Genomic DNA, 22,338 nt, shown 5'->3' with positions numbered 1-22,338 from the left:
CTGCGCTTCGCCATCCGCGAAGGCGGCCGCACCGTCGGCGCCGGCGTGGTGTCGAAGATCATCGAATGATGATCCAAAGACGCGCCCGCAACGGCGTGTCGAAGGTCTCAGATACGAAGGGCCGCCCAAAAGGGCGGCCCTTCTGCTTTCGCGGTGGACGCGCGACGGGAGGCGGCTAGGGTAGGCGTGCCCGGATCCGAGGAACCCGCCCATGACCGATTGCCTGTTCTGCCGGATCGCCGCCGGTGCGCTGCCTGCGCACAAGCTTTATGAGGATGATCACATCCTCGCCTTCCTCGACCTGCACCCGATCCGGCCCGGTCATGCCCTGGTGATCCCGAAGGCGCATCACGTCTGGTTCGAGGATCTGCCGCCCGACCTTGCGACCCGCGTGACCACCTGCGCGCAACAGCTAGCACGCCGGATGAAGGCGCTTTACGGCGTGCCGCGCGTAGCGATGTTCTACACCGGCATTCATGTGCCGCATGCCCACGCCCATGTGGTGCCCATGCAGGATCAGCATGACGTGACCTCGGCCGCCTATCTGGCCGATGGGCCGGGTGTGTTCAGCGCGCCGCCGCAATTGCCCGCCGAGGAGATGGCCGCCATCGCCGCCGCCCTTCGACCCGCCTTTTCCTGACCCGGAGTTTCCGATGCCCCGTTACATCCATTCCATGATCCGCGTGCTGGACGAGGCGCGCGCGCTGGCCTTCTATGACATGGCCTTCGGGCTGCGCGTGGCCGAGCGGCTGGATTTTCCCGATTTCTCGCTGATCTACCTGTCTAATGCCGAATCCGAGGTGGAACTGGAGCTGACGGTGAACCGGGGCCGGACAGAGCCATATGATCTGGGTGACGGCTACGGTCATATCGCCTTTTCGGTTGAGGATATTGCCGCCGAACATGCGCGGTTCACGACGGCCGGGCTGAACCCCGGCAAGCTGGTGGATTTCGCGCCGGGCGGCAGCGTGATCGCGCGGTTCTTCTTCGTCACGGACCCCGATGGCTATAAGATCGAGGTCTTGCAACGCGGCGGGCGTTACCTCTGATCGCCGGAAGGCCGCCCTTGGGGCGGCCTTTGTCATTGCGAGGGCAGCATGATCCATTTATGTTATGATATAACGTAATGGAGGTACCTGTGAGCCAGACCCGCGATTGCCGCCTGCCCGTCACCGTTCTGTCCGGTTTTCTGGGGGCGGGCAAAACAACCCTGTTGAATGCTATCCTTAACAACCGCGAAGGCCGCCGTGTTGCAGTCATCGTCAATGACATGTCCGAGGTGAATATCGACGCGGATCTGGTGCGTGCTGGCAGCGACCTGAGCCGGGCGGAGGAAAAGCTGGTCGAGATGACGAACGGCTGCATCTGCTGCACCCTGCGCGAAGACCTGCTGACCGAGGTGCGTCGCCTGTCGGAGGAGGGCCGTTTCGACTATCTGCTGATCGAATCAACCGGCATTGCTGAGCCGCTGCCTGTGGCCGCTACCTTCGACTTCCGTGATGCGGAGGGGGAAAGCCTGTCCGATGTCGCCCGGCTGGACTGCATGGTGACCGTGGTCGATGCGGTGAACCTGCCGCGCGATTTTGCCTCGCATGATCTGCTGGGCGACCGGGGTGAGGTGCTGGGGCGGCAGGATGATCGCAGCATCGTGCAACTGCTGACCGAGCAGATCGAATTTGCCGATGTGATTGTTCTGAACAAGGTCTCCGATGCCGCGCCCCGCGCCCTGGCGGAGGCACGCGCCATCGTGCGGTCGCTGAATGCCGATGCGCGGATCATCGAGACCGACTTCGCGCGGGTTGATGCGGGGCAGGTGCTGGATACCGGGCTTTTCGATTTTGACCGCGCCCATCAGCACCCGCTTTGGGCGCAGGAGCTTTACGGTTTTGCCGATCATGTGTCGGAGACCGAGGAATACGGCATTTCGTCTTTCGTTTACCGGGCGCGGGCGCCTTTTGATCCGGGCCGTGTGTATCGGGTGCTGAATGGTGATCTGCCGGGTGTCATCCGCGCGAAAGGGCATTTCTGGCTGTCAACGCGACCGGACTGGGCGGCGGAGTTCTCGCTTGCGGGGGCGATATCATCGGTGCGGCCCTTGGGGCGGTGGTGGGCCTCGGTTCCGACGGAACGCTTGCCGAGCCATCCCGAGGCGCGGGCCGAGATTGCTGCGCAATGGGTCGAGCCATGGGGCGACCGGCGGCAGGAGATAGTGTTCATCGGTATGGGGCTGGACCGGGCCGCGCTGACGGCGGCGCTGGATGCGGCGCTGGTGCCTGCGCAGGTATTCCGGCCGGAAGATTGGGCCGGCATGGCCGACCCCTTCCCGCGCTGGGGCGCCGGGGCGGCATGAGGCGCAATCTGGCAACACGGCTGCGGCGGCGTCCGCAGAAGGGTGCCCCGATGGCGGTCTACGACGGGCTGCCGCCACCGTTGCGGCGTTGGCTGGCCGGGGCGCTTCTGCCGTGGAGCGCCGCCAGCGCCTTGCGGCTGTGGCGGCGCACGCTGGCCGAAACCGGCAGCGAGGCAGCGGCGCTGGACCGTCTGACGATCGCCGAAGCGCGGCTGGTGGCGCGGGATGCGGCGCGCATCTGGGGGGCGGGGCATCCGATGGCTGGTGGTGCGGTGCAACCTGTGGCAGGATAGAACCACACCGATGGAGGGAAAGATGAACAAGACCGCCTGAGCCTGTTTCCATAAACATCAGCCAAAGGTCTTGCCATGCCCTTCCCTAATCCCGCCTTGCGGCATCCGATGCGTTTTGCCGACGGGTCTGAAAACCTGTCGATGGTGCATCTGGCCGCTGTCATCGACCATCCGAACATTACCGTCGGTCGCCACGCCTATGCCAATGACTTCGATCCGCCGGAGGACTGGGCGGCGCGGCTGGCGCCCTATCTTTATCCCGGTGCGCCGGAACGGCTTCTGATCGGGGCCTTCTGTCAGATCGCGCATGGTGTGCGTTTCATCACCGCCTCGGCCAATCACCTGATGGGCGGGTTCAGTACCTATCCTTTTGCGGTTTTCGATCCGGCGACGCTGCCCCTGATGCTGGGGCAGGTGAAGGGTCTGCCAGATACAGTGATCGGTCCGGATGTCTGGATCGGCCACGGCGCGCTGATCCTGCCTGGCGCGCGTCTGGGTGCCGGGGTGATCGTTGGTGCCGGGGCGGTGGTGGGCGGTGAGGTGCCGCCTTATGCGATTGTCGCGGGCAACCCGGCGCGGGTGATCCGCTATCGCTTTGCCCCCGATGTGGTCGAACGCCTGCTGGCGCTGGCGTGGTGGGACTGGTCCGCCCATCGGATCGAGGCGGCTTTGCCCGCTTTGATGACCGATGACATCGACGCACTGGAGCGGTGCTGAAAATTCGGGGCAGCCTCAGGTTGCCCCTTGATTTCCCCCCATGGGTGCCGTAATTCCCGCCGCAGGCCTAGGGGTATAGCTCAGTTGGTAGAGCATCGGTCTCCAAAACCGAGGGTCGCGGGTTCAAGTCCTGCTGCCCCTGCCAGGCCCTTCCAGATATAGATATGATGTGTGAAGTGGTCAGGCGCTGTGGCGCTTGCGCTCAGCTATGGGCGCTGTCCCGAAATGCTGCCGGTAGGCGCGGCTGAACCCTTCGGCCGAGCCATAACCGTAACGATGCGCCACACGCTCAACCCGCTGGCCGCGCGCCAGATCCTGCCGGGCCAGCAACAGCCGCCACCGGCGGGCATAGGCCCCGGGCGTTTCGCCCATGGTTACAGTGAACAGGTCTGCGAACCGGCTCAGCGAGAGGCCCGCGATGGCGGCGAGATCGTCATTCAGCCAGGTCTTTTCGGGCTGGTCGTGAATGGCGACGATGGCGCGGCTGAGCCGGGGGTCTGCCAGGCCTGCCAGAAGGCCGGGTGTGGCAGAGCCCGAGGCGATGCAGTCCCGCAGCATCCGTACAATCAGAACTTCGATCAGCCGCGCGATGACGGATGCACTGCCACAGCGCGGGCCGGTGATCTCGGCCTGAAGCAGGCGGATCAGCGTGGCGCCTTCAGCATCCTGCCGCAGATCGACGCGTACCGGATCTGGCAGAGCGCTGGCCAGCGGGTTGGCCACCCCGCCCCAATCGACGCGGGCCGAGAGCAGCGGCGCCCGCTCGCCGCTGTGCAGCGCCTTGCCGCGCAGGCACAGCAGTGCGTGATCTGCCGTGCCGTCCTGTGTTGCCAGCACGATCAGGTTTCCCGTGCCCACAGGTGCGGGGCTGACGGACAATGTGAAGCGCGCCATCAGGCTGGACAGGCGGTCGGGGCGGGTTTCGGGGGTTTCTGTCATGTTCTTCGGATTTTCAGGATGAAAACACTTGATATACCCACCCGGTATCAAAGCCAAGAAAGGATACCCGATGCTGATGCCGCGCCAGAAAACCCCGGATCTTGCTGTTCCGACGCTGGACCATGGGGCCTTCGATCTGGCGGCGGAGCGGAATGAGCGTGGTACGCTGGTCTGTTTCTATCGCGGCCTGCACTGCCCGATCTGCGCGACCTATCTGACCGAGTTGCAGAAACGCGTTGCCGATTTTGTGGCGCGCGGTGTTGGCATCGTTGCGGTCAGCTCTGACACGGCGGAGCGCGCGCGGGGTATGGCCGCTAAAATCGGAGCCGATACCTTGCGCATCGGATATGATCTGCCGCTGTCGGTTGCGCGGGACTGGGGGCTTTACCTGTCCACATCGCGGGGCAAGACCTCCATCGGGCTGGAGGAGCCTGCGGTATTCTCCGAACCGGGCCTGTTTCTGGTGACGGCGCAGCAAACACTTTACTACGGATCGGTGCAGACCATGCCCTTCGTGCGCCCGCATTTCTCGGAACTGGTGGGGGCGCTGGACTTCGCCATCAAGGCTGACTACCCGGCGCGGGGCGAATATACGGGTGCGGTTTAGGCTGCGGCACGGCTTGCGCTTGAAATCCGGGGCGCAAGCGCGTATCTCCGCCCCCTGAAACGGCGCACGCGCATTGGCAGGACTTCACGCATGGCAAAGGTCAACCCTCTCCAGTTCATCCAGCAGGTGCGCACCGAGGTGGGCAAGGTTGTCTGGCCGTCGCGTCGCGAAGTTGTGCTGACGACGATCATGGTGTTCATCATGGCCGCCCTGTCGGCAACCTTCTTCAGCCTGGTCGATCTGGCGATCCGCAGCGGGCTTTCCGCTGTCGTCGGCGGCTTCGGCGGCTGAGCGATAACGCCGTTTTTCCTTGTATTCCGGGGCGCGGACCGTTATGTCCGCCGCAACGAATGGGAAACCGGCGCGCAGCGATTCGAGTTGCGCGCTGTTTTTTGTTCCGTCCGGGGTGAGCTATCGCCCTGATTTGGCAGGAATTTCACGGGACGGGCTGCGGCCTTACCCGTGCGACGAAGGTGGTGAAGGCAGCATGGCGAAGCGGTGGTATTCGGTTTCCGTCCTCTCGAATTTCGAGAAGAAGGTCGCCGAGCAGATCAAGCAAGCCGTGGCGGAAAACGGCCTTGAGGACGAGATCGAGGAAGTTCTCGTTCCGACCGAAGAGGTGATCGAGGTGCGCCGCGGCAAGAAGGTGACCTCCGAGCGTCGCTTCATGCCGGGCTATGTGCTCGTGCGCATGGAGATGTCGAATCGCGGCTACCATCTGATCTCGTCGATCAACCGGGTGACGGGGTTCCTTGGCCCGCAGGGCAAGCCGATGCCGATGCGCGATGCTGAGGTGAACACCATCCTGAACCGCGTCGAGGAGGGGCAGGAGGCGCCGCGCACCCTGATCCGTTTCGATGTGGGCGAGAAGGTCAAGGTGACCGACGGCCCGTTCGAGGGTTTCGACGGTATGGTCGAGGGTGTGGACGACGATCATCAGCGCCTGAAGGTCACGGTGTCGATCTTCGGCCGTGCGACCCCGGTCGAACTGGAATTCACTCAGGTCTCCAAGCAGATCTGAGTGCTGTGCGTGGGAGGCGAGGGGTGCGCCCCGGACCGGACCACTAAACCATGCGCCCCCAGGGGTGCGGTGACAAAGGAGACGGCCAGATGGCCAAGAAGATTATCGGCAGCCTCAAGCTGCAAGTGAAGGCCCAGCAGGCCAACCCCTCCCCGCCGGTAGGTCCGGCGCTGGGTCAGCGCGGTCTGAACATCATGGCCTTCGTGAAGGAATTCAACGCGAAGTCCGCTGATTTCGCGCCGGGCACCCCGATCCCGACGGTCATCACCTACTATCAGGACAAGTCGTTCTCGCTCGACCTGAAAACCCCGCCGGCTTCCTACCTGCTGAAGGTTGCCGCTGGTCTGCCGGCCGTCGGCAAGCGGAACCGTCCGAAGGGTTCGTCGAAGCCGGGCCGTGAAGTGGCTGGCAAGGTGACCGCGGCGCAGATCCGCCAGATCGCCGAAACCAAGATGAAAGACCTGAACGCGAACTCCGTCGAGGCCGCGATGCAGATCATCCTCGGCTCGGCCAAGTCCTGCGGCATCGAAGTGAAGGGCTGAGATCATGGCGAAACTCGGTAAACGTACCAAAGCCGCCCGCGAAGCTTTCGTTGGCAAGGAACTGGTCTCGGTTGAGGATGCGGTGAAGCTGATCAAGTCGGCTGCCACGGCGAAATTCGACGAAACCCTTGAAATCGCGATGAACCTCGGTGTTGACCCGCGTCACGCTGACCAGATGGTTCGTGGTGTTGTCCAGCTCCCGAACGGGACCGGCAAGACCGTGCGCGTGGCGGTGTTCGCCCGTGGCGCCAAGGCTGATGAAGCCAAGGCCGCCGGTGCCGACATCGTGGGCGCCGAAGACCTGATGGAAACCATCCAGTCGGGCAAGATCGAATTCGATCGCTGCATCGCCACCCCGGACATGATGCCGCTGGTCGGCCGTCTGGGTAAGATCCTTGGCCCGCGCAACCTGATGCCGAACCCGAAAGTCGGCACCGTGACGATGGACGTGAAAACGGCTGTCGAAGCGGCGAAGGGCGGCGAAGTCCAGTTCAAGGTCGAAAAGGCCGGTGTGATCCATGCCGGTATCGGCAAGGTCTCGTTCGAGGACGGCAAGCTGTCCGAAAACGTCCGCGCTTTCGTTGACGCCGTGACCCGCGCCAAACCGGCAGGGGCCAAAGGCACCTATGTGAAGAAGGTTTCGCTGTCCTCGACCATGGGTCCGGGCGTGTCGATCGACCTCGCTTCGGCTTCGGGTAACTGAGGCCATACGAAATTCCCCTTGGTGACAAGGGGATGGCGGGGCGGTAACGCCCCGTCCTGTCCGAGACGGCGGGTGGCGCGCAAACGCCTTAATGTCCTGCCTGAGATGGGGATCGGGATTGAAGAGCGCCTCGGCGGTCTTGGTTTCGGGAACCCCAAGCGGACCCGAACGCCCTTGGTGACAGGGGCAGATACGAGCCGGGGGGAAACCCCCAAACTTGGAGTGAAACTGTGGATAGAGCCCAGAAAGAGAAAGTGGTCGAGGAACTCGGCCAGATCTTCGAAAGCTCTGGCGTGGTTGTGGTTGCACACTACGCGGGTATCACGGTTGCAGAGATGCAGGACCTGCGGGCGCAAATGCGCGCCGTCGGCGGTTCCGTTCGCGTTGCCAAGAACAAGCTCGCCAAGATCGCCCTTGAAGGGAAACCCGCTGCGAAGATGGGTGACCTGCTCACGGGCATGACCGTGATGTCCTTTTCGGAAGACCCCGTCGCTGCGGCGAAGGTCTGCGAGGCTTACGCCAAGAAGAACGACAAGTTCGTGATTCTGGGCGGTGCCATGGGCGACACGGTTCTGGACCAGGCCGGTGTGAAAGCCGTGGCCGCCCTGCCGTCGCGCGAAGAGCTCATTGCTCAGATCGTGTCGATGATCGGTGCGCCCGCGTCCAGCATCGCCGGGGCCATTGGCGCGCCTGCTTCGAACATCGCTGGCATCCTTTCGACCATCGAGGACAAGGCTGCGGCCTGACCTTGGGATATTCGCGTGGGTTGCCCAATCCCGTTGGAACCCCCATCTTAACTGAACGGAACTGAAAAATGGCTGATCTTAAAGCTCTCGCCGAACAAATCGTCGGTCTGACCCTCCTGCAAGCCCAGGAACTGAAGAACATCCTGAAGGATGAGTATGGCATCGAGCCGGCTGCTGGCGGCGCGGTGATGGTTGCTGGCCCGGCTGCTGGTGCGGCTGCTCCGGCTGAAGAAGAAAAGACCGAGTTCGACGTCGTCCTGACCGACGCCGGCGCCAACAAGATCAACGTGATCAAGGAAGTGCGCGCGATCACCGGTCTTGGCCTGAAAGAAGCCAAGGACCTGGTGGAAGCCGGCGGCAAAGTGAAAGAAGGCGTTGCCAAGGCTGATGCCGAAGCGATGAAGAAGAAGCTCGAAGAGGCTGGCGCCAAGGTCGAGCTGAAGTAATCCTTCCGGTGCCCTGGCACTGAAAGGTCTACGGATCGGGCTGGGTCTGACCATGCGTCAGGCCCAGCTTGAGCCGTCTCAAGGGACCCCGGCTCGGAAGGTGCTGTGCGCAGCTTCTTCCCAGGCGTGGTTCGAGGTTCGGGAGCGGCCCGTCGGGAAGGGCCGCATGAATGGAACCTCCCCCCTGATCGCAATCGGCACGCGCCTGAGCCCCGACAGGCCGCGCGTCGGCGAAACAGAAAGGTGACGATGAGCATGGCTCAGAGCTACGTTGGCCAGAAGCGGATCCGCCGCTACTTTGGCAAAATCCGTGAAGTCCTTGAAATGCCGAACCTCATCGAGGTTCAGAAATCCTCGTATGACCTGTTCCTGAAATCGGGCGACGGCCCGAAGGCGCAGGATGGCGAGGGCATTCAGGGCGTCTTCCAGTCGGTTTTCCCGATCAAGGACTTCAACGAGACCGCCGTTCTGGAATTCGTGAAATACGAGCTGGAAAAGCCGAAATATGACGTCGACGAGTGCCAGCAGCGCGACATGACCTATGCCGCGCCGCTGAAGGTGACGCTGCGTCTGATCGTGTTCGATGTCGATGAAAACACCGGCGCCCGGTCGGTGAAGGACATCAAGGAACAGGACGTCTACATGGGCGACATGCCCCTGATGACGGCGAACGGTACGTTCATCGTGAACGGCACCGAGCGCGTGATCGTCAGCCAGATGCACCGTTCGCCCGGCGTGTTCTTCGACCACGACAAGGGCAAGACCCATTCCTCGGGCAAACTGCTGTTCGCCTGCCGCATCATCCCGTATCGCGGCTCGTGGCTGGACTTCGAGTTCGACGCCAAGGACATCGTGTTCGCACGCATTGACCGTCGCCGGAAACTGCCCGTGACGACGCTGCTCTATGCCCTGGGCATGGATCAGGAAAGCATCATGAAGGCGTATTACGATACGGTCACCTTCAAGTATCAGAAGAACAAGGGCTGGGTGACCCGGTTCTTCCCCGAGCGCGTGCGCGGCACCCGGCCGAGCTATGATCTCGTGGATGCGGCCACCGGCGAGGTGATCCTGAAGGCGGGCGAGAAAGCCACGCCGCGTATGGTCAAGAAATGGATCGACGAGGCGCAGATCACCGAACTGCTGATCCCGTTCGACCATATCATCGGCCGCTATGTCGCGCGTGACATCATCAACGAAGACACCGGCGAGATCTGGGTCGAGGCCGGTGATGAACTCACCATGGACTACGATCGCGACGGCGAGGTGAAGGGTGGCACGCTGAAGGTGCTGCTGGATCAGGGCATCACCGAGATCCCGGTGCTGGACATCGACAATATCAACGTCGGTCCCTACATCCGCAACACCATGGCCGCGGACAAGAACTGGAACCGCGACACCGCGCTGATGGACATCTATCGCGTGATGCGTCCGGGCGAGCCGCCGACCGTGGAAGCCGCCTCGACCCTGTTCGACACGCTGTTCTTCGACAGCGAGCGCTATGACCTGTCGGCCGTGGGCCGCGTCAAGATGAACATGCGTCTGGATCTGGCGAAGCCGGATACCCAGCGCACGCTGGACCGCGACGATATCGTCCAGTGCATCAAGGCGCTGGTCGAACTGCGGGATGGCAAGGGCGAGATCGACGACATCGACCACCTCGGCAACCGCCGTGTGCGTTCGGTGGGCGAGCTGATGGAAAATCAGTATCGCGTCGGCCTGCTGCGCATGGACCGTGCGATCAAGGAGCGGATGTCGTCGGTGGAAATCGACACGATCATGCCGCAAGACCTGATCAACGCCAAACCGGCCGCTGCCGCGGTGCGCGAGTTCTTTGGCTCGTCGCAGCTGTCGCAGTTCATGGACCAGACCAACCCGCTGTCGGAAGTGACGCACAAGCGCCGTCTGTCGGCGCTCGGGCCGGGCGGTCTGACCCGCGAACGCGCGGGCTTCGAGGTGCGCGACGTTCACCCGACCCACTATGGCCGGATGTGCCCCATCGAGACGCCGGAAGGCCAGAACATCGGTCTGATCAACTCGCTGGCCACGTTTGCCCGCGTGAACAAGTATGGCTTCATCGAAACCCCCTACCGCAAGGTGGTGGACGGCAAGGTGACCGACGATGTGGTCTACATGTCGGCGACCGAAGAGATGCGCCATACCGTCGCGCAGGCCAACGCCGCGCAGGATGAGCAGGGCCGCTTCCAGGACGATCTGATTTCGTCGCGGAAAGCGGGCGAATTCATGCTCAATCCGCCGGATGCCATCGACCTGATCGACGTGTCGCCGAAACAGCTCGTGTCGGTCGCGGCTTCGCTCATTCCCTTCCTGGAAAATGACGACGCCAACCGCGCGCTGATGGGCTCGAACATGCAGCGTCAGGCCGTGCCGCTGCTGCAATCGGACGCGCCCTTCGTCGGCACCGGGATCGAGGCCGTCGTGGCCCGCGATTCCGGCGCGGCCATCATGGCGCGGCGCGGTGGCGTGATCGACCAGGTCGACGCGACCCGTATCGTTGTGCGTGCGACCGAGTTCCTGGAGCCCGGCGAGCCGGGCGTGGACATTTATCGTCTGCGCAAGTTCAAGCGGTCGAACCAGTCGTCCTGCATCAACCAGCGCCCGCTGGTGAAGGTGGGCGACAAGGTCGCGCGTGGCGAAGTGGTGGCCGATGGCCCCTGCACCGACATGGGCGAACTGGCGCTTGGCCGGAACGTGATCGTGGCCTTCATGCCGTGGAACGGCTACAACTATGAAGACTCGATCCTGATCTCGGAACGCATCCTGCGCGACGACGTGTTCACCTCGATCCATATCGAGGAATACGAAGTCGCCGCCCGCGATACCAAGCTCGGGCCGGAAGAAATCACCCGCGACATCCCGAACGTCGGTGAAGAGGCGCTGCGCAACCTCGACGAGGCTGGCATCGTTTACATCGGCGCAGAGGTGCAGCCGGGTGATATTCTGGTCGGCAAGATCACCCCGAAGGGCGAAAGCCCGATGACGCCGGAAGAGAAGCTTCTGCGCGCCATCTTCGGGGAAAAGGCCAGCGATGTGCGCGATACTTCGCTGCGTCTGCCGCCGGGCGCCTATGGCACCATCGTGGAAGTCCGTGTGTTCAACCGTCATGGCGTGGACAAGGACGAGCGTGCGCTTCAGATCGAGCGTGAAGAAGTGGAGCGCCTGTCGCGCGACCGCGACGACGAGCTGACCATTCTGGAGCGCAACATCTATGCGCGTCTGAAGTCGCTGATCATGGGCAAGGTCGCCGTCAAGGGTCCGAAAGGCATCAAGGCCGGTTCGACCATTGATGACGAACTGCTGGGGTCGCTGTCGCGTGGCCAGTGGTGGCAGCTTGCTGTCGGCGAGGAAGATCTGGCCAAGGAAGTCGAGGCCCTGCACGACCAGTTCGAGGCTCAGCGCCGCGCGCTGGACCTTCGCTTCGAGGACAAGGTCGAGAAGGTCCGTCGCGGCGACGATCTGCCTCCGGGCGTGATGAAGATGGTCAAGGTGTTCGTCGCGGTGAAGCGCAAGCTGCAACCGGGCGACAAGATGGCCGGTCGTCACGGCAACAAGGGCGTTATCTCGAAAGTGGTGCCGATGGAGGACATGCCGTTCCTCGCGGATGGCACCCCGGTCGATCTGGTGCTGAACCCGCTTGGTGTGCCGTCGCGGATGAACGTCGGTCAGATCCTTGAAACGCACATGGGCTGGGCCGCGCGCGGTCTGGGGCTGAAGATCGACGAGGCGCTGAAGGACTATCGCCGCTCCGGCGATATGACTCCGGTGCGTGAGGCGATGCGTCTGGCCTACGGCGACGAGACCTATGACGCCGCCTTCTCGGACCGCGACGAGGACGAATTCCTTGAACTGGCCGGGAACGTCACGCGCGGCGTGCCGATTGCCACGCCGGTCTTCGATGGTGCGAAAGAGGCGGACGTCAACGACGCGCTGCGCCGGGCCGGTTTCGACCAGTCGGGTCAGTCGGAGGTGTTCGATGGCCGCACGGGCGAGAAATTCGCCCGCCGTGTCACCGTGGGCGTGAAATACATGCTCAAGCTGCACCACCTTGTCGACGACAAGCTGCACGCACGTTCGACCGGACCGTACTCCCTCGTCACCCAGCAACCGCTGGGCGGCAAGGCGCAGTTCGGTGGTCAGCGTCTGGGGGAGATGGAGGTCTGGGCTCTGGAAGCCTATGGCGCCGCCTACACCCTGCAAGAGATGCTGACGGTGAAGTCGGACGACGTGGCCGGCCGGACCAAGGTCTACGAGTCGATCGTGAAGGGCGAGGACAATTTCGAGGCGGGCGTTCCCGAGAGCTTCAACGTGCTCGTCAAGGAAGTCCGCGGCCTCGGCCTGAATATGGAACTCCTGGATGCGGAGGAGGAGTGAGGGCGGTCGCGCCCTCCTCACCCATCCCTCTTTTTAAGGACGCAAGATGAACCAGGAACTGACCAACAACCCGTTCAACCCGGTTGCCCCCGTCAAGACCTTTGACGAGATCAAGATCTCGCTGGCTTCGCCCGAGCGGATCCTGTCGTGGTCCTATGGCGAGATCAAGAAGCCGGAAACCATCAACTACCGCACGTTCAAGCCGGAGCGTGACGGTCTGTTCTGCGCGCGGATCTTTGGCCCGATCAAAGATTACGAATGCCTTTGCGGCAAATACAAGCGCATGAAATATCGCGGCGTTGTCTGCGAGAAATGCGGCGTGGAAGTGACGCTCCAGAAGGTGCGGCGCGAGCGGATGGGCCATATCGAACTGGCCGCGCCCGTCGCCCACATCTGGTTCCTGAAGTCGCTGCCGAGCCGGATTGGCCTCATGCTCGACATGACGCTGCGCGATCTGGAACGTATCCTCTATTTTGAAAACTACGTCGTCATCGAGCCGGGTCTGACTGACCTGACCTATGGCCAGTTGATGACGGAAGAGGAATTCCTCGACGCGCAGGACAATTACGGCGCCGACGCCTTCACCGCCAATATCGGCGCCGAGGCGATCCGCGAGATGCTGTCGAATATCGACCTCGATTCGACGGCCGAACAGTTGCGCGAAGAGTTGAAGGAAGCCACGGGCGAACTGAAGCCGAAGAAGATCATCAAGCGGCTGAAGATCGTGGAATCGTTCCTCGAGTCGGGCAACCGTCCCGAGTGGATGATCCTGACCGTGCTGCCGGTGATCCCGCCGGAACTGCGCCCGCTGGTCCCGCTGGACGGCGGCCGCTTCGCCACGTCCGACCTGAACGACCTGTATCGTCGCGTCATCAACCGGAACAACCGCCTGAAGCGGCTGATCGAACTGCGTGCGCCCGACATCATCGTGCGCAACGAAAAGCGGATGCTGCAAGAGGCGGTGGATGCGCTGTTCGACAATGGCCGTCGCGGCCGCGTGATCACGGGCACCAACAAGCGCCCGCTGAAATCGCTGTCCGACATGCTGAAAGGCAAACAGGGCCGGTTCCGTCAGAACCTGCTGGGTAAGCGCGTCGACTTCTCGGGTCGTTCGGTCATCGTGACCGGGCCGGAACTCAAGCTGCACCAGTGCGGCCTGCCGAAGAAGATGGCGCTCGAACTGTTCAAGCCCTTCATCTATTCGCGTCTGGAGGCCAAGGGCCTGTCCTCGACCGTGAAACAGGCGAAGAAGCTGGTCGAGAAAGAGCGCCCGGAGGTCTGGGATATCCTCGACGAGGTGATCCGCGAGCATCCGGTTCTTCTGAACCGTGCGCCCACGCTGCACCGTCTGGGCATCCAGGCGTTCGAGCCGCAACTGATCGAGGGCAAGGCGATCCAGCTTCACCCGCTGGTCTGCTCGGCTTTCAACGCCGACTTCGACGGCGACCAGATGGCCGTGCACGTCCCGCTGAGCCTTGAAGCGCAGCTGGAAGCCCGCGTTCTGATGATGTCGACGAACAACGTTCTGTCGCCCGCCAACGGCGCGCCGATCATCGTTCCGTCGCAGGACATGGTTCTGGGCCTTTACTACGTCACCATGGAACGCAAGGGCATGGTTGGCGAAGGCAAGGTCTTCCGCGACATCGAGGAAGTCGAACACGCACTGGCCGCCGGTGCGGTGCATCTGCATGCCAGGATCCAGGCGCGTCTGCGTCAGGTCGATGACGAGGGCAACATCGTCTGGAAGCGCTATGAGACGACCCCCGGTCGTCTGCGTCTGGGCAATCTGCTGCCGCTCAACGCCAAGGCGCCGTTCGAGCTGGTGAACCGCCCGCTGCGGAAGAAAGACGTGCAGACCGTCATCGACACCGTCTATCGCTACTGCGGCCAGAAGGAATCGGTGATCTTCTGTGACCAGATCATGGGTCTGGGCTTCCGCGAGGCCTTCCGTGCCGGCATCTCGTTCGGCAAGGACGACATGGTGATCCCCGACAACAAGTGGGAGATCGTCAACGAGGTGAAGGATCAGGTTGCCGGGTTCGAGCAACAGTATCTGGATGGTCTGATCACCCAGGGCGAGAAGTACAACAAGGTCGTGGACGCCTGGTCGAAGTGTAACGACAAGGTCACCGACGCCATGATGAAAACCATCTCGGCGCCGAAGTTCGACGACACTGGTGCCGAGAAAGAGCCGAACTCGGTCTATATGATGGCCCACTCCGGTGCACGGGGTTCGGTCACGCAGATGAAGCAGCTGGGCGCGATGCGCGGCCTGATGGCCAAGCCGAACGGCGAGATCATCGAGACGCCGATCATCTCGAACTTCAAGGAAGGTCTTACCGTTCTTGAATACTTCAACTCGACCCACGGCGCCCGGAAGGGTCTGTCGGATACCGCGCTGAAGACGGCGAACTCGGGCTACCTGACCCGCCGTCTGGTGGACGTGGCGCAGGACTGCATCGTGCGCGTGCACGATTGCGGCACCGAACGCGCGATCAATGCCGAGGCTGCGGTGAATGACGGTGAAGTCGTGGCTTCGCTGGCCGAGCGTGTGCTGGGCCGCGTGGCTGCCGATGACATCGTGGTGCCGGGCACCGACGAGGTGATCGTCAAGAAGGGTGAGCTGATCGACGAACGTCGTGCCGATGCCATCTCGACCCATGGCGTGCAGCATTGCCGCATCCGCAGCCCGCTGACCTGCGAGGCCGAGGAAGGCGTCTGCGCCATGTGCTATGGTCGTGACCTTGCACGCGGTACGCTGGTGAACATCGGCGAGGCTGTCGGCATCATCGCCGCGCAGTCGATCGGCGAACCGGGCACCCAGCTGACCATGCGGACCTTCCACATCGGTGGCGTGGCCCAGGGTGGCCAGCAGTCATTCCTAGAAGCTTCGCAGGAAGGCCGGATCGAGTTCCGCAATGCCAACCTTCTGTCGAACGCCAATGGCGAGCAGATCGTCATGGGCCGCAACATGTCGCTTGCGATCATCGACGAGAATGGCGGCGAGCGGGCGGTTCACAAGCTGACCTACGGCTCCAAGCTGCACGTCAAGGAAGAGGCGCAGGTCAAGCGCGGCACGAAGCTGTTCGAATGGGATCCCTATACCCTGCCGATCATCGCCGAGAAGGCCGGTGTTGCGAAGTTCGTGGATCTCGTCTCGGGCATCTCGGTCCGCGAGGACACCGATGATGCGACCGGCATGACCCAGAAGATCGTTTCGGACTGGCGGTCGGCGCCGAAAGGCAGCGACCTGAAGCCCGAGGTCATCGTGATGAACCCGGAAACGGGCGAGCCGATGCGCAACGATCAGGGGCACCCGATCAGCTATCCGATGTCGGTCGATGCCATTCTTTCGGTCGAGGACGGGCAGGAACTGCGGGCCGGTGACGTGGTGGCGCGTATCCCGCGCGAAGGTGCCAAGACCAAGGACATCACCGGGGGTCTTCCCCGCGTGGCGGAACTGTTCGAGGCCCGTCGTCCGAAGGATCACGCGATCATCGCCGAAACCGATGGCTATGTGCGCTTTGGCAAGGACTACAAGTCCAAGCGCCGCATTACCATCGAGCCGGTGGACGAGACCCTGCCGACGCAGGAATACATGATCCCGAAAGGGAAGCATATTCCGGTTCAGGAAGGCGATTTCGTCCAGAAGGGCGATTACATCATGGACGGGAACCCCGCGCCGCATGACATCCTGCGCATCATGGGTGTCGAGGCGCTGGCGAACTACATGATCGACGAGGTGCAGGACGTCTATCGACTGCAGGGCGTGAAGATCAACGACAAGCACATCGAGGTGATCGTTCGCCAGATGCTCCAGAAATACGAGGTTCTGGACTCGGGCGAGACGACGCTGCTGAAGGGTGAGCATATCGACAAGATCGAACTGGACGAGGCGAACGAGAAGGCCCGGAACCACGGTCTGCGCGAAGCGCAGGCGGAGCCGATCCTGCTGGGTATCACCAAGGCCAGCCTGCAAACCCGGTCGTTCATCTCGGCCGCGTCGTTCCAGGAAACCACCCGCGTTCTGACCGAGGCTTCGGTTCAGGGTAAGCGCGACAAGCTGGTCGGCCTGAAAGAGAACGTCATCGTGGGTCGTCTGATCCCGGCCGGCACCGGCGGTGCCACCAGCCGCGTGAAGAAGATCGCGCATGATCGTGATCACGAGGTGATCGAGGCCCGCCGTGCCGAGGCTGAAGGTGCCGCCGCTCTGGCCGCTCCGTCCTTCGATGTGATGGACACCGAAGGCGACAGCGGTCTGGTCGATACGGTCGAAAGCCGCGAGTGACGGCAGCCTGCAAGGGCATTGAAACCTGGGAAACCCCCGCGCCTGTCGCGGGGGTTTTCGTTTTGACAGCAGGCTCTGGCCCGGCCATGCTGGTGCGGATCATCAGGGGGATGCGGTGAAGATCCGAAACCAGATTATCGGGTTGATGCGGTTTTCTTACCCGTCCAAAGGCGGTTTCGTGAAATCGGGCGATGACCCGGAGGCGCAGGCCAAACGGCTTTACGATCCCGCGCGGCTGGAACGCCGTTTTGATCTGTTTGAAAAGCTGACGCTGCCGTCGCTGCTGGCGCAATCAGATCAGGATTTCCGCATGGTATTCCTGATCGGGCGTGATCTGCCGGATGTCTGGCGCGACCGTCTGTCGGATGCCGTGGCACCGCTGGCGGGTGCACGGCTGGTGTCGCTGGTATCCCTGCCGCACTACCTTGCGGTGCGGCGTGCCTATGCCATGGCTGAGAAGGATACAGCGACTCATATCACCGGCTTCCGTCTGGATGATGATGACGCGCTGGACATTCATCATGTCGCGCGGATGCGGGCCACGGTTGAGGCACTGTTGCCGGTCGCGGGGCCGGAACTGCCCTTGGTGACCGGCTGCCATCGCGGATATTTTCTGGAGCGCAAACCCGGCGGCAACGAGGTGTTCGAGGTGATCGAAAAGGCCCCGATCGGGCTTGGCCTTGCGATGACCACGCCGAAGGGCGTGAGCGAAAACATCTTCCGCCGGAACCACCGTTTCGCGAACCAGTGGTACAATACCTATACCGATGCCAACCAGCCCGCCTTCATCCGCACCGTCCATTCCGACAATGACAGCGACCCCCATGCCTCTGGCCGGATCGAGAAATCGGACTGGTCAAAGGTTGGCCCGGTGATCGAGACGCATTTCCCCTTCAAGGCTGCGATGCTGCGTGGGCTCTGACCCCTCTGGCCCCTGCGTGCCCACCCTGCTACCGATCCGAAAGGGACTGGGAGAACCGTGGTGATGTCGGACAATATGCGCGGCGTGCTGCTGATGAATGTCGCCATGCTGGCCTTCACACTGAACGATACCGCGATGAAGGCGGTGGCAGAGACGCTTCCGCTGTTTCAGGCGATTACCCTGCGCGGCATTCTGACAACGGCGGGTCTGGTTGTTCTTGCCATGGCGCGCGGGGGGCTGCGGCTTTGGCCCGGGCGGCGCGACGGCAGGATCGTGGCGCTGCGCACGCTGGCCGAGGTTTTTGCAACCCTGACCTTCCTTCTGGCGCTGACCCATATGCCGCTGGCCAATCTTTCGGCCATCATGCAGTCGCTGCCGCTTGCCGTGACACTGGCAGCGGCGCTGGTACTGCGCGATCCTATCGGCTGGCGTCGGCTCAGCGCCATCGGCATCGGCTTTCTCGGTGTGCTGCTGATCGTGCGGCCGGGAGCTGAGGGGTTCGACCGCTGGGCGCTGCTGGGACTTGCCTCGGTGGCCTGCGTCGTGGTGCGGGATCTGTCTACCCGCAGGCTGGGTGGGGGTGTGCCTTCGGCAACTGTCGCGATCTGGGCCGGGGCAGGGGTCACGCTGCTGGGGCTGTCCGGCCTTTCCGTTGAAGGCTGGGCGCCGATGACCCTGCGCGAAGGGCTGATCGTGGTCTTCGCCTCCGCCTGTCTGGTCGTTGGATACATGACTGTGGTCATGGTGATGCGGGTCGGGGATATTGGCACCATCGCGCCCTTCCGATATACGGCCTTGCTCTGGGCGATCCTGCTCGGCTATGTCGTGTTCGGTGCCTTTCCCGACCGGCTGACCGTGCTGGGGGCGGGCATCGTTGTGGCGACCGGCATCTACACATTGCTGCGTGAAGGCAGCCTGCGCCGCCGCCGCCGCTGAACCCTGCGCCTGTTGACATCCCGGGCGACTCCCCCTATACGCCGCTCACCCCGACCTGTGCCCTGCGCAGGGCGGGGTATCAGAATGGATGTGGTCACGATCCGGGCCCACAGCCCCGATCCTCTGAAATTCCACCGCGTCGGCCCCGCGCTGGGGCCGGATGCGGTTTTCGTGTTTTGCGGACGCGCAGGGCACATGTCGAAGAAATGCCCCCGGAAACGCCTCTGACGAGCGGTGATTGAACGGGTTGCAAGATAGAGGCTAGTTTAATGCCGACGATCCAACAGCTGATCCGCAAGCCGCGGGAAGCGAAAGTGAAAAGGTCCAAGTCGCAGCACTTGGAATCCTGCCCGCAGAAGCGCGGCGTGTGCACCCGCGTGTACACCACGACCCCGAAGAAGCCGAACTCCGCTATGCGTAAGGTTGCCAAGGTGCGCCTGACCAATGGCTTCGAGGTCATCAGCTACATTCCCGGCGAAAAGCACAACCTGCAGGAACACTCGGTGGTGCTGATCCGCGGCGGCCGGGTAAAAGACCTTCCCGGTGTGCGTTACCACATCCTGCGTGGCGTCCTGGATACCCAGGGTGTCAAAGACCGTCGTCAGCGTCGTTCGAAATACGGCGCCAAGCGTCCGAAGTGAGGAACTGAGAGATGTCCCGTCGTCACGCCGCCGAAAAGCGCGAGATCCTGCCCGACGCCAAATATGGCGATCGCGTGCTGAGCAAATTCATGAACAACCTGATGATCGACGGCAAGAAGTCCGTCGCCGAGTCGATCGTCTATGGCGCTCTGGAGCGCATGGAAAAGCGCCTGAAGCGCGAGCCGGTTCAGGCGTTCCATGAAGCCCTGGACAACGTCAAGCCGGCCGTCGAGGTCCGCAGCCGCCGTGTGGGCGGTGCGACCTATCAGGTTCCGGTCGAAGTGCGCACCGAGCGCCGTGAAGCCCTGGCGATCCGCTGGGTCATCACCGCTGCCCGCAAGCGCAACGAGAATACCATGGAAGAACGTCTGGCCGCCGAACTGGCTGACGCGGTGAACAACCGCGGCACCGCTGTGAAGAAGCGTGAAGACACCCACAAGATGGCTGACGCGAACAAAGCGTTCAGCCATTACCGCTGGTAAGGGGACGCCATCATGGCACGCGAATATCCGCTCGACCTTTACCGCAACTTCGGGATCATGGCGCACATCGACGCGGGTAAAACCACGACGACCGAGCGTATCCTGTACTACACCGGCAAGTCCCACAAGATCGGCGAAGTCCACGACGGCGCCGCGACGATGGACTGGATGGAGCAGGAGCAGGAGCGGGGGATCACCATTACCTCCGCTGCGACCACGACCTTCTGGGAAAAGACCGTAGACGGCAAGAACCCGACTTCGGCGAAGCACCGCTTCAACATCATCGACACCCCCGGCCACGTGGACTTCACCATCGAGGTGGAACGTTCGCTGGCCGTTCTGGACGGTGCGGTGTGCCTTCTCGACGCCAACGCCGGTGTCGAGCCGCAAACCGAAACCGTGTGGCGTCAGGCTGACCGCTACAAGGTGCCGCGCATCGTCTATGTCAACAAGATGGACAAGATCGGTGCCGACTTCTTCAAATGCGTGCAGATGATCAAGGACCGCACCGGCGCGACTCCGTGCCCGGTGGCCCTGCCCATCGGTGCCGAGGACAAGCTGGAAGGCATTGTCGACCTCGTCCTGATGAAGGAGTGGGTGTATCACGGCGAAGACCTGGGCGCGACCTGGGACATCCGTGACATCCGCGACGAGCTGAAGGATGTTGCCGACGAATGGCGCGGCAAGCTGGTTGAACTCGCAGTCGAGCAAGACGACGACGCGATGGAAGCCTATCTGGAAGGCAACGAGCCCGACGTCGACACGCTGCGCAAGCTGATCCGCAAGGGTTGCCTCGCGATGGCCTTCGTTCCGGTTCTGGCCGGCTCGTCGTTCAAGAACAAGGGCGTGCAGCCGGTTCTGAACGCCGTGATCGACTTCCTGCCGTCGCCGCTGGATATCCCGGCTTACATGGGCTTCAAACCCGGTGACGAGACCGAAACTCGCGACATCGCGCGTTCGGCCGACGATGCCCAGCCCTTCTCGGCGCTGGCGTTCAAGATCATGAACGACCCCTTCGTCGGTTCGCTGACCTTTACCCGCATCTATTCGGGCGTCCTCAAAAAGGGCGACTCGATGCTGAACGCGACCAAAGGCAAGCGCGAGCGCGTGGGCCGGATGATGATGATGCACGCCATCAACCGCGAGGAAATCGAAGAAGCCTTCGCGGGCGACATCATCGCGCTGGCCGGTCTGAAAGAGACCACCACGGGTGACACCCTCTGCGACCCGAACAACGCCGTTGTTCTGGAAACCATGACCTTCCCGGAGCCGGTGATCGAGATCGCCGTGGAACCGAAGTCGAAGGCCGACCAGGAAAAGATGGGCCTCGCCCTCGCACGTCTGGCTGCCGAAGACCCGTCGTTCCGCGTCGAGACCAACTTCGAATCCGGCCAGACCATCATGAAGGGTATGGGCGAACTTCACCTCGACATCCTCGTCGACCGTATGCGTCGCGAGTTCAAGGTCGAGGCGAATATCGGTGCTCCGCAGGTGGCCTATCGCGAAACCATCTCGCAGCCGCACGAAATCGACTACACGCACAAGAAACAGACCGGCGGTACCGGCCAGTTCGCGCGCGTGAAGCTGCAGATCACCCCGACCCAGCCGGGCGAAGGCTATTCGTTCGAGTCGAAGATCGTGGGTGGCGCGGTGCCGAAGGAATATATCCCCGGCGTCGAGAAAGGCATCAAATCGGTCATGGATTCCGGCCCGCTGGCTGGCTTCCCGGTGATCGACTTCAAGGTCGCGCTGGTTGACGGTGCGTTCCACGACGTCGACTCGTCGGTCCTGGCCTTCGAGATCGCCTCGCGTGCCGCTATGCGTGAAGGTCTGAAGAAAGCCGGCGCGAAGCTGCTGGAACCGATCATGAAAGTCGAAGTGGTGACCCCGGAAGAATACACCGGCGGCATCATCGGCGACCTGACCTCGCGTCGGGGCATGGTTCAGGGGCAGGACAGCCGCGGCAATGCGAACGTGATCACCGCCATGGTGCCGCTCGCCAACATGTTCGGCTACATCAACAACCTGCGCTCGATGTCCTCGGGGCGTGCGGTGTTCACCATGATCTTCGATCATTATGACGCCGTGCCGGAAAACATCTCGCAAGAGATCCAGAAGAAGTACGCCTGATCCGGTGTGGCGGGGGCAACCCCGCCCTACCAGCCCGTAGGGTGCGCATCCGCGCACCGCATCGCAACGAATTGAGGAGTTTGCCCCCATGGCAAAGGCAAAGTTTGAACGGAACAAACCGCACGTCAACATTGGCACGATTGGCCACGTTGACCACGGGAAGACGACGCTGACCGCTGCGATCAC

22 protein-coding genes and 1 tRNA gene are annotated in these 22,338 nt (G+C 62.6%); 22 read left to right on the top strand and 1 reads right to left on the bottom strand.

All coding sequences use genetic code 11. The annotated features are described in order from the left end of the window. The 7 genes from IE126_RS26435 to IE126_RS23960 form a co-directional block, all read left to right on the top strand. On the top strand, positions 1-69 hold a 69-nt coding region (locus IE126_RS26435; protein WP_209223782.1), incomplete at its 5' end, for an EF-Tu C-terminal domain-related protein. A 142-nt stretch (positions 70-211) separates the two neighbouring features. Beyond that, positions 212-640 carry an HIT family protein gene (locus tag IE126_RS23985; RefSeq protein WP_054303051.1) on the top strand — a complete coding sequence of 143 codons (429 nt, stop codon included), beginning with the start codon at positions 212-214 and terminating at the stop codon, positions 638-640. A gap of 13 nt (positions 641-653) precedes the next feature. After that, a complete protein-coding gene (locus IE126_RS23980; RefSeq protein WP_054303052.1) occupies positions 654-1,049 on the top strand; it encodes a VOC family protein in 396 nt (131 codons plus the stop codon). Between the two features lie 77 nt (positions 1,050-1,126). Continuing rightward, complete coding sequence (locus IE126_RS23975) at positions 1,127-2,350, top strand: GTP-binding protein (protein WP_189382736.1); 1,224 nt, start codon at positions 1,127-1,129, stop codon at positions 2,348-2,350. A 50-nt stretch (positions 2,351-2,400) separates the two neighbouring features. Next, positions 2,401-2,643: a DUF6525 family protein gene (locus IE126_RS23970; protein WP_308430007.1), complete on the top strand. Its 243-nt coding sequence runs from the start codon at positions 2,401-2,403 to the stop codon at positions 2,641-2,643. Between the two features lie 75 nt (positions 2,644-2,718). Continuing rightward, positions 2,719-3,360 (top strand): CatB-related O-acetyltransferase, encoded by a 642-nt coding sequence (locus IE126_RS23965; protein WP_054303054.1) that lies wholly within the window; start codon positions 2,719-2,721, stop codon positions 3,358-3,360. A gap of 69 nt (positions 3,361-3,429) precedes the next feature. Beyond that, positions 3,430-3,505 (top strand) — tRNA-Trp (locus IE126_RS23960). Positions 3,506-3,540: 35 nt separating this feature from the next. On the opposite strand, the gene IE126_RS23955 is transcribed toward IE126_RS23960, so the two are convergent. Continuing rightward, positions 3,541-4,299 carry an AraC family transcriptional regulator gene (locus IE126_RS23955; RefSeq protein ID WP_229825864.1) on the bottom strand — a complete coding sequence of 253 codons (759 nt, stop codon included), beginning with the start codon at positions 4,297-4,299 and terminating at the stop codon, positions 3,541-3,543. A gap of 70 nt (positions 4,300-4,369) precedes the next feature. On the opposite strand from IE126_RS23955, the gene IE126_RS23950 reads away from it, so the two are divergent. The 15 genes from IE126_RS23950 to IE126_RS23880 all read left to right on the top strand — a co-directional run. Next, positions 4,370-4,906: a peroxiredoxin-like family protein gene (locus tag IE126_RS23950; RefSeq protein ID WP_189382735.1), complete on the top strand. Its 537-nt coding sequence runs from the start codon at positions 4,370-4,372 to the stop codon at positions 4,904-4,906. Positions 4,907-4,996: 90 nt separating this feature from the next. Then, positions 4,997-5,197: a preprotein translocase subunit SecE gene (secE, locus tag IE126_RS23945; RefSeq protein ID WP_054303057.1), complete on the top strand. Its 201-nt coding sequence runs from the start codon at positions 4,997-4,999 to the stop codon at positions 5,195-5,197. 196 nt (positions 5,198-5,393) lie between these two features. Further along, positions 5,394-5,927, top strand: a complete 534-nt coding sequence (gene nusG / locus IE126_RS23940) for a transcription termination/antitermination protein NusG (protein ID WP_054303058.1) — start codon at positions 5,394-5,396, stop codon at positions 5,925-5,927. An 89-nt stretch (positions 5,928-6,016) separates the two neighbouring features. Beyond that, entirely contained in the window at positions 6,017-6,469 is a 453-nt protein-coding gene (rplK, locus tag IE126_RS23935; protein ID WP_054303059.1) for a 50S ribosomal protein L11, read from the top strand. Positions 6,470-6,473: 4 nt separating this feature from the next. Beyond that, on the top strand, positions 6,474-7,172 hold the full coding sequence (rplA, locus tag IE126_RS23930; RefSeq protein ID WP_054303060.1) for a 50S ribosomal protein L1: 699 nt from the start codon (positions 6,474-6,476) through the stop codon (positions 7,170-7,172). 230 nt (positions 7,173-7,402) lie between these two features. After that, positions 7,403-7,918: a 50S ribosomal protein L10 gene (gene rplJ / locus IE126_RS23925; protein ID WP_054303061.1), complete on the top strand. Its 516-nt coding sequence runs from the start codon at positions 7,403-7,405 to the stop codon at positions 7,916-7,918. 68 nt (positions 7,919-7,986) lie between these two features. Next, the gene (gene rplL, locus IE126_RS23920; protein WP_054303062.1) at positions 7,987-8,364 is read left to right on the top strand and encodes a 50S ribosomal protein L7/L12; all 378 of its coding nucleotides are present in this window, start codon (positions 7,987-7,989) and stop codon (positions 8,362-8,364) included. Positions 8,365-8,619: 255 nt separating this feature from the next. Next, positions 8,620-12,753, top strand: coding sequence for a DNA-directed RNA polymerase subunit beta (gene rpoB, locus IE126_RS23915; protein WP_054303071.1), 4,134 nt, complete (start codon positions 8,620-8,622; stop codon positions 12,751-12,753). Positions 12,754-12,799: 46 nt separating this feature from the next. Further along, positions 12,800-17,041, top strand: a complete 4,242-nt coding sequence (gene rpoC / locus IE126_RS23910) for a DNA-directed RNA polymerase subunit beta' (protein ID WP_054303064.1) — start codon at positions 12,800-12,802, stop codon at positions 17,039-17,041. Positions 17,042-17,156: 115 nt separating this feature from the next. Beyond that, complete coding sequence (locus IE126_RS23905; RefSeq protein ID WP_189382733.1) at positions 17,157-17,963, top strand: glycosyltransferase; 807 nt, start codon at positions 17,157-17,159, stop codon at positions 17,961-17,963. Between the two features lie 63 nt (positions 17,964-18,026). Next, positions 18,027-18,899 (top strand): DMT family transporter, encoded by an 873-nt coding sequence (locus IE126_RS23900; protein ID WP_308430006.1) that lies wholly within the window; start codon positions 18,027-18,029, stop codon positions 18,897-18,899. A gap of 269 nt (positions 18,900-19,168) precedes the next feature. Then, complete coding sequence (gene rpsL, locus IE126_RS23895) at positions 19,169-19,540, top strand: 30S ribosomal protein S12 (RefSeq protein WP_054303067.1); 372 nt, start codon at positions 19,169-19,171, stop codon at positions 19,538-19,540. An 11-nt stretch (positions 19,541-19,551) separates the two neighbouring features. Further along, a complete protein-coding gene (gene rpsG / locus IE126_RS23890) occupies positions 19,552-20,022 on the top strand; it encodes a 30S ribosomal protein S7 (RefSeq protein ID WP_054303068.1) in 471 nt (156 codons plus the stop codon). Positions 20,023-20,034: 12 nt separating this feature from the next. Continuing rightward, complete coding sequence (gene fusA / locus IE126_RS23885; RefSeq protein WP_054303069.1) at positions 20,035-22,152, top strand: elongation factor G; 2,118 nt, start codon at positions 20,035-20,037, stop codon at positions 22,150-22,152. 88 nt (positions 22,153-22,240) lie between these two features. Continuing rightward, positions 22,241-22,338: GTP-binding protein (locus IE126_RS23880; protein ID WP_139283883.1), on the top strand; the 98-nt coding region annotated here is incomplete at its 3' end.

Origin of the sequence: Gemmobacter nanjingensis, from assembly GCF_014652195.1 — a bacterium.
Classification (GTDB): domain Bacteria; phylum Pseudomonadota; class Alphaproteobacteria; order Rhodobacterales; family Rhodobacteraceae; genus Gemmobacter; species Gemmobacter caeni.
This window is presented reverse-complemented; position numbering and strand designations above follow the sequence as displayed.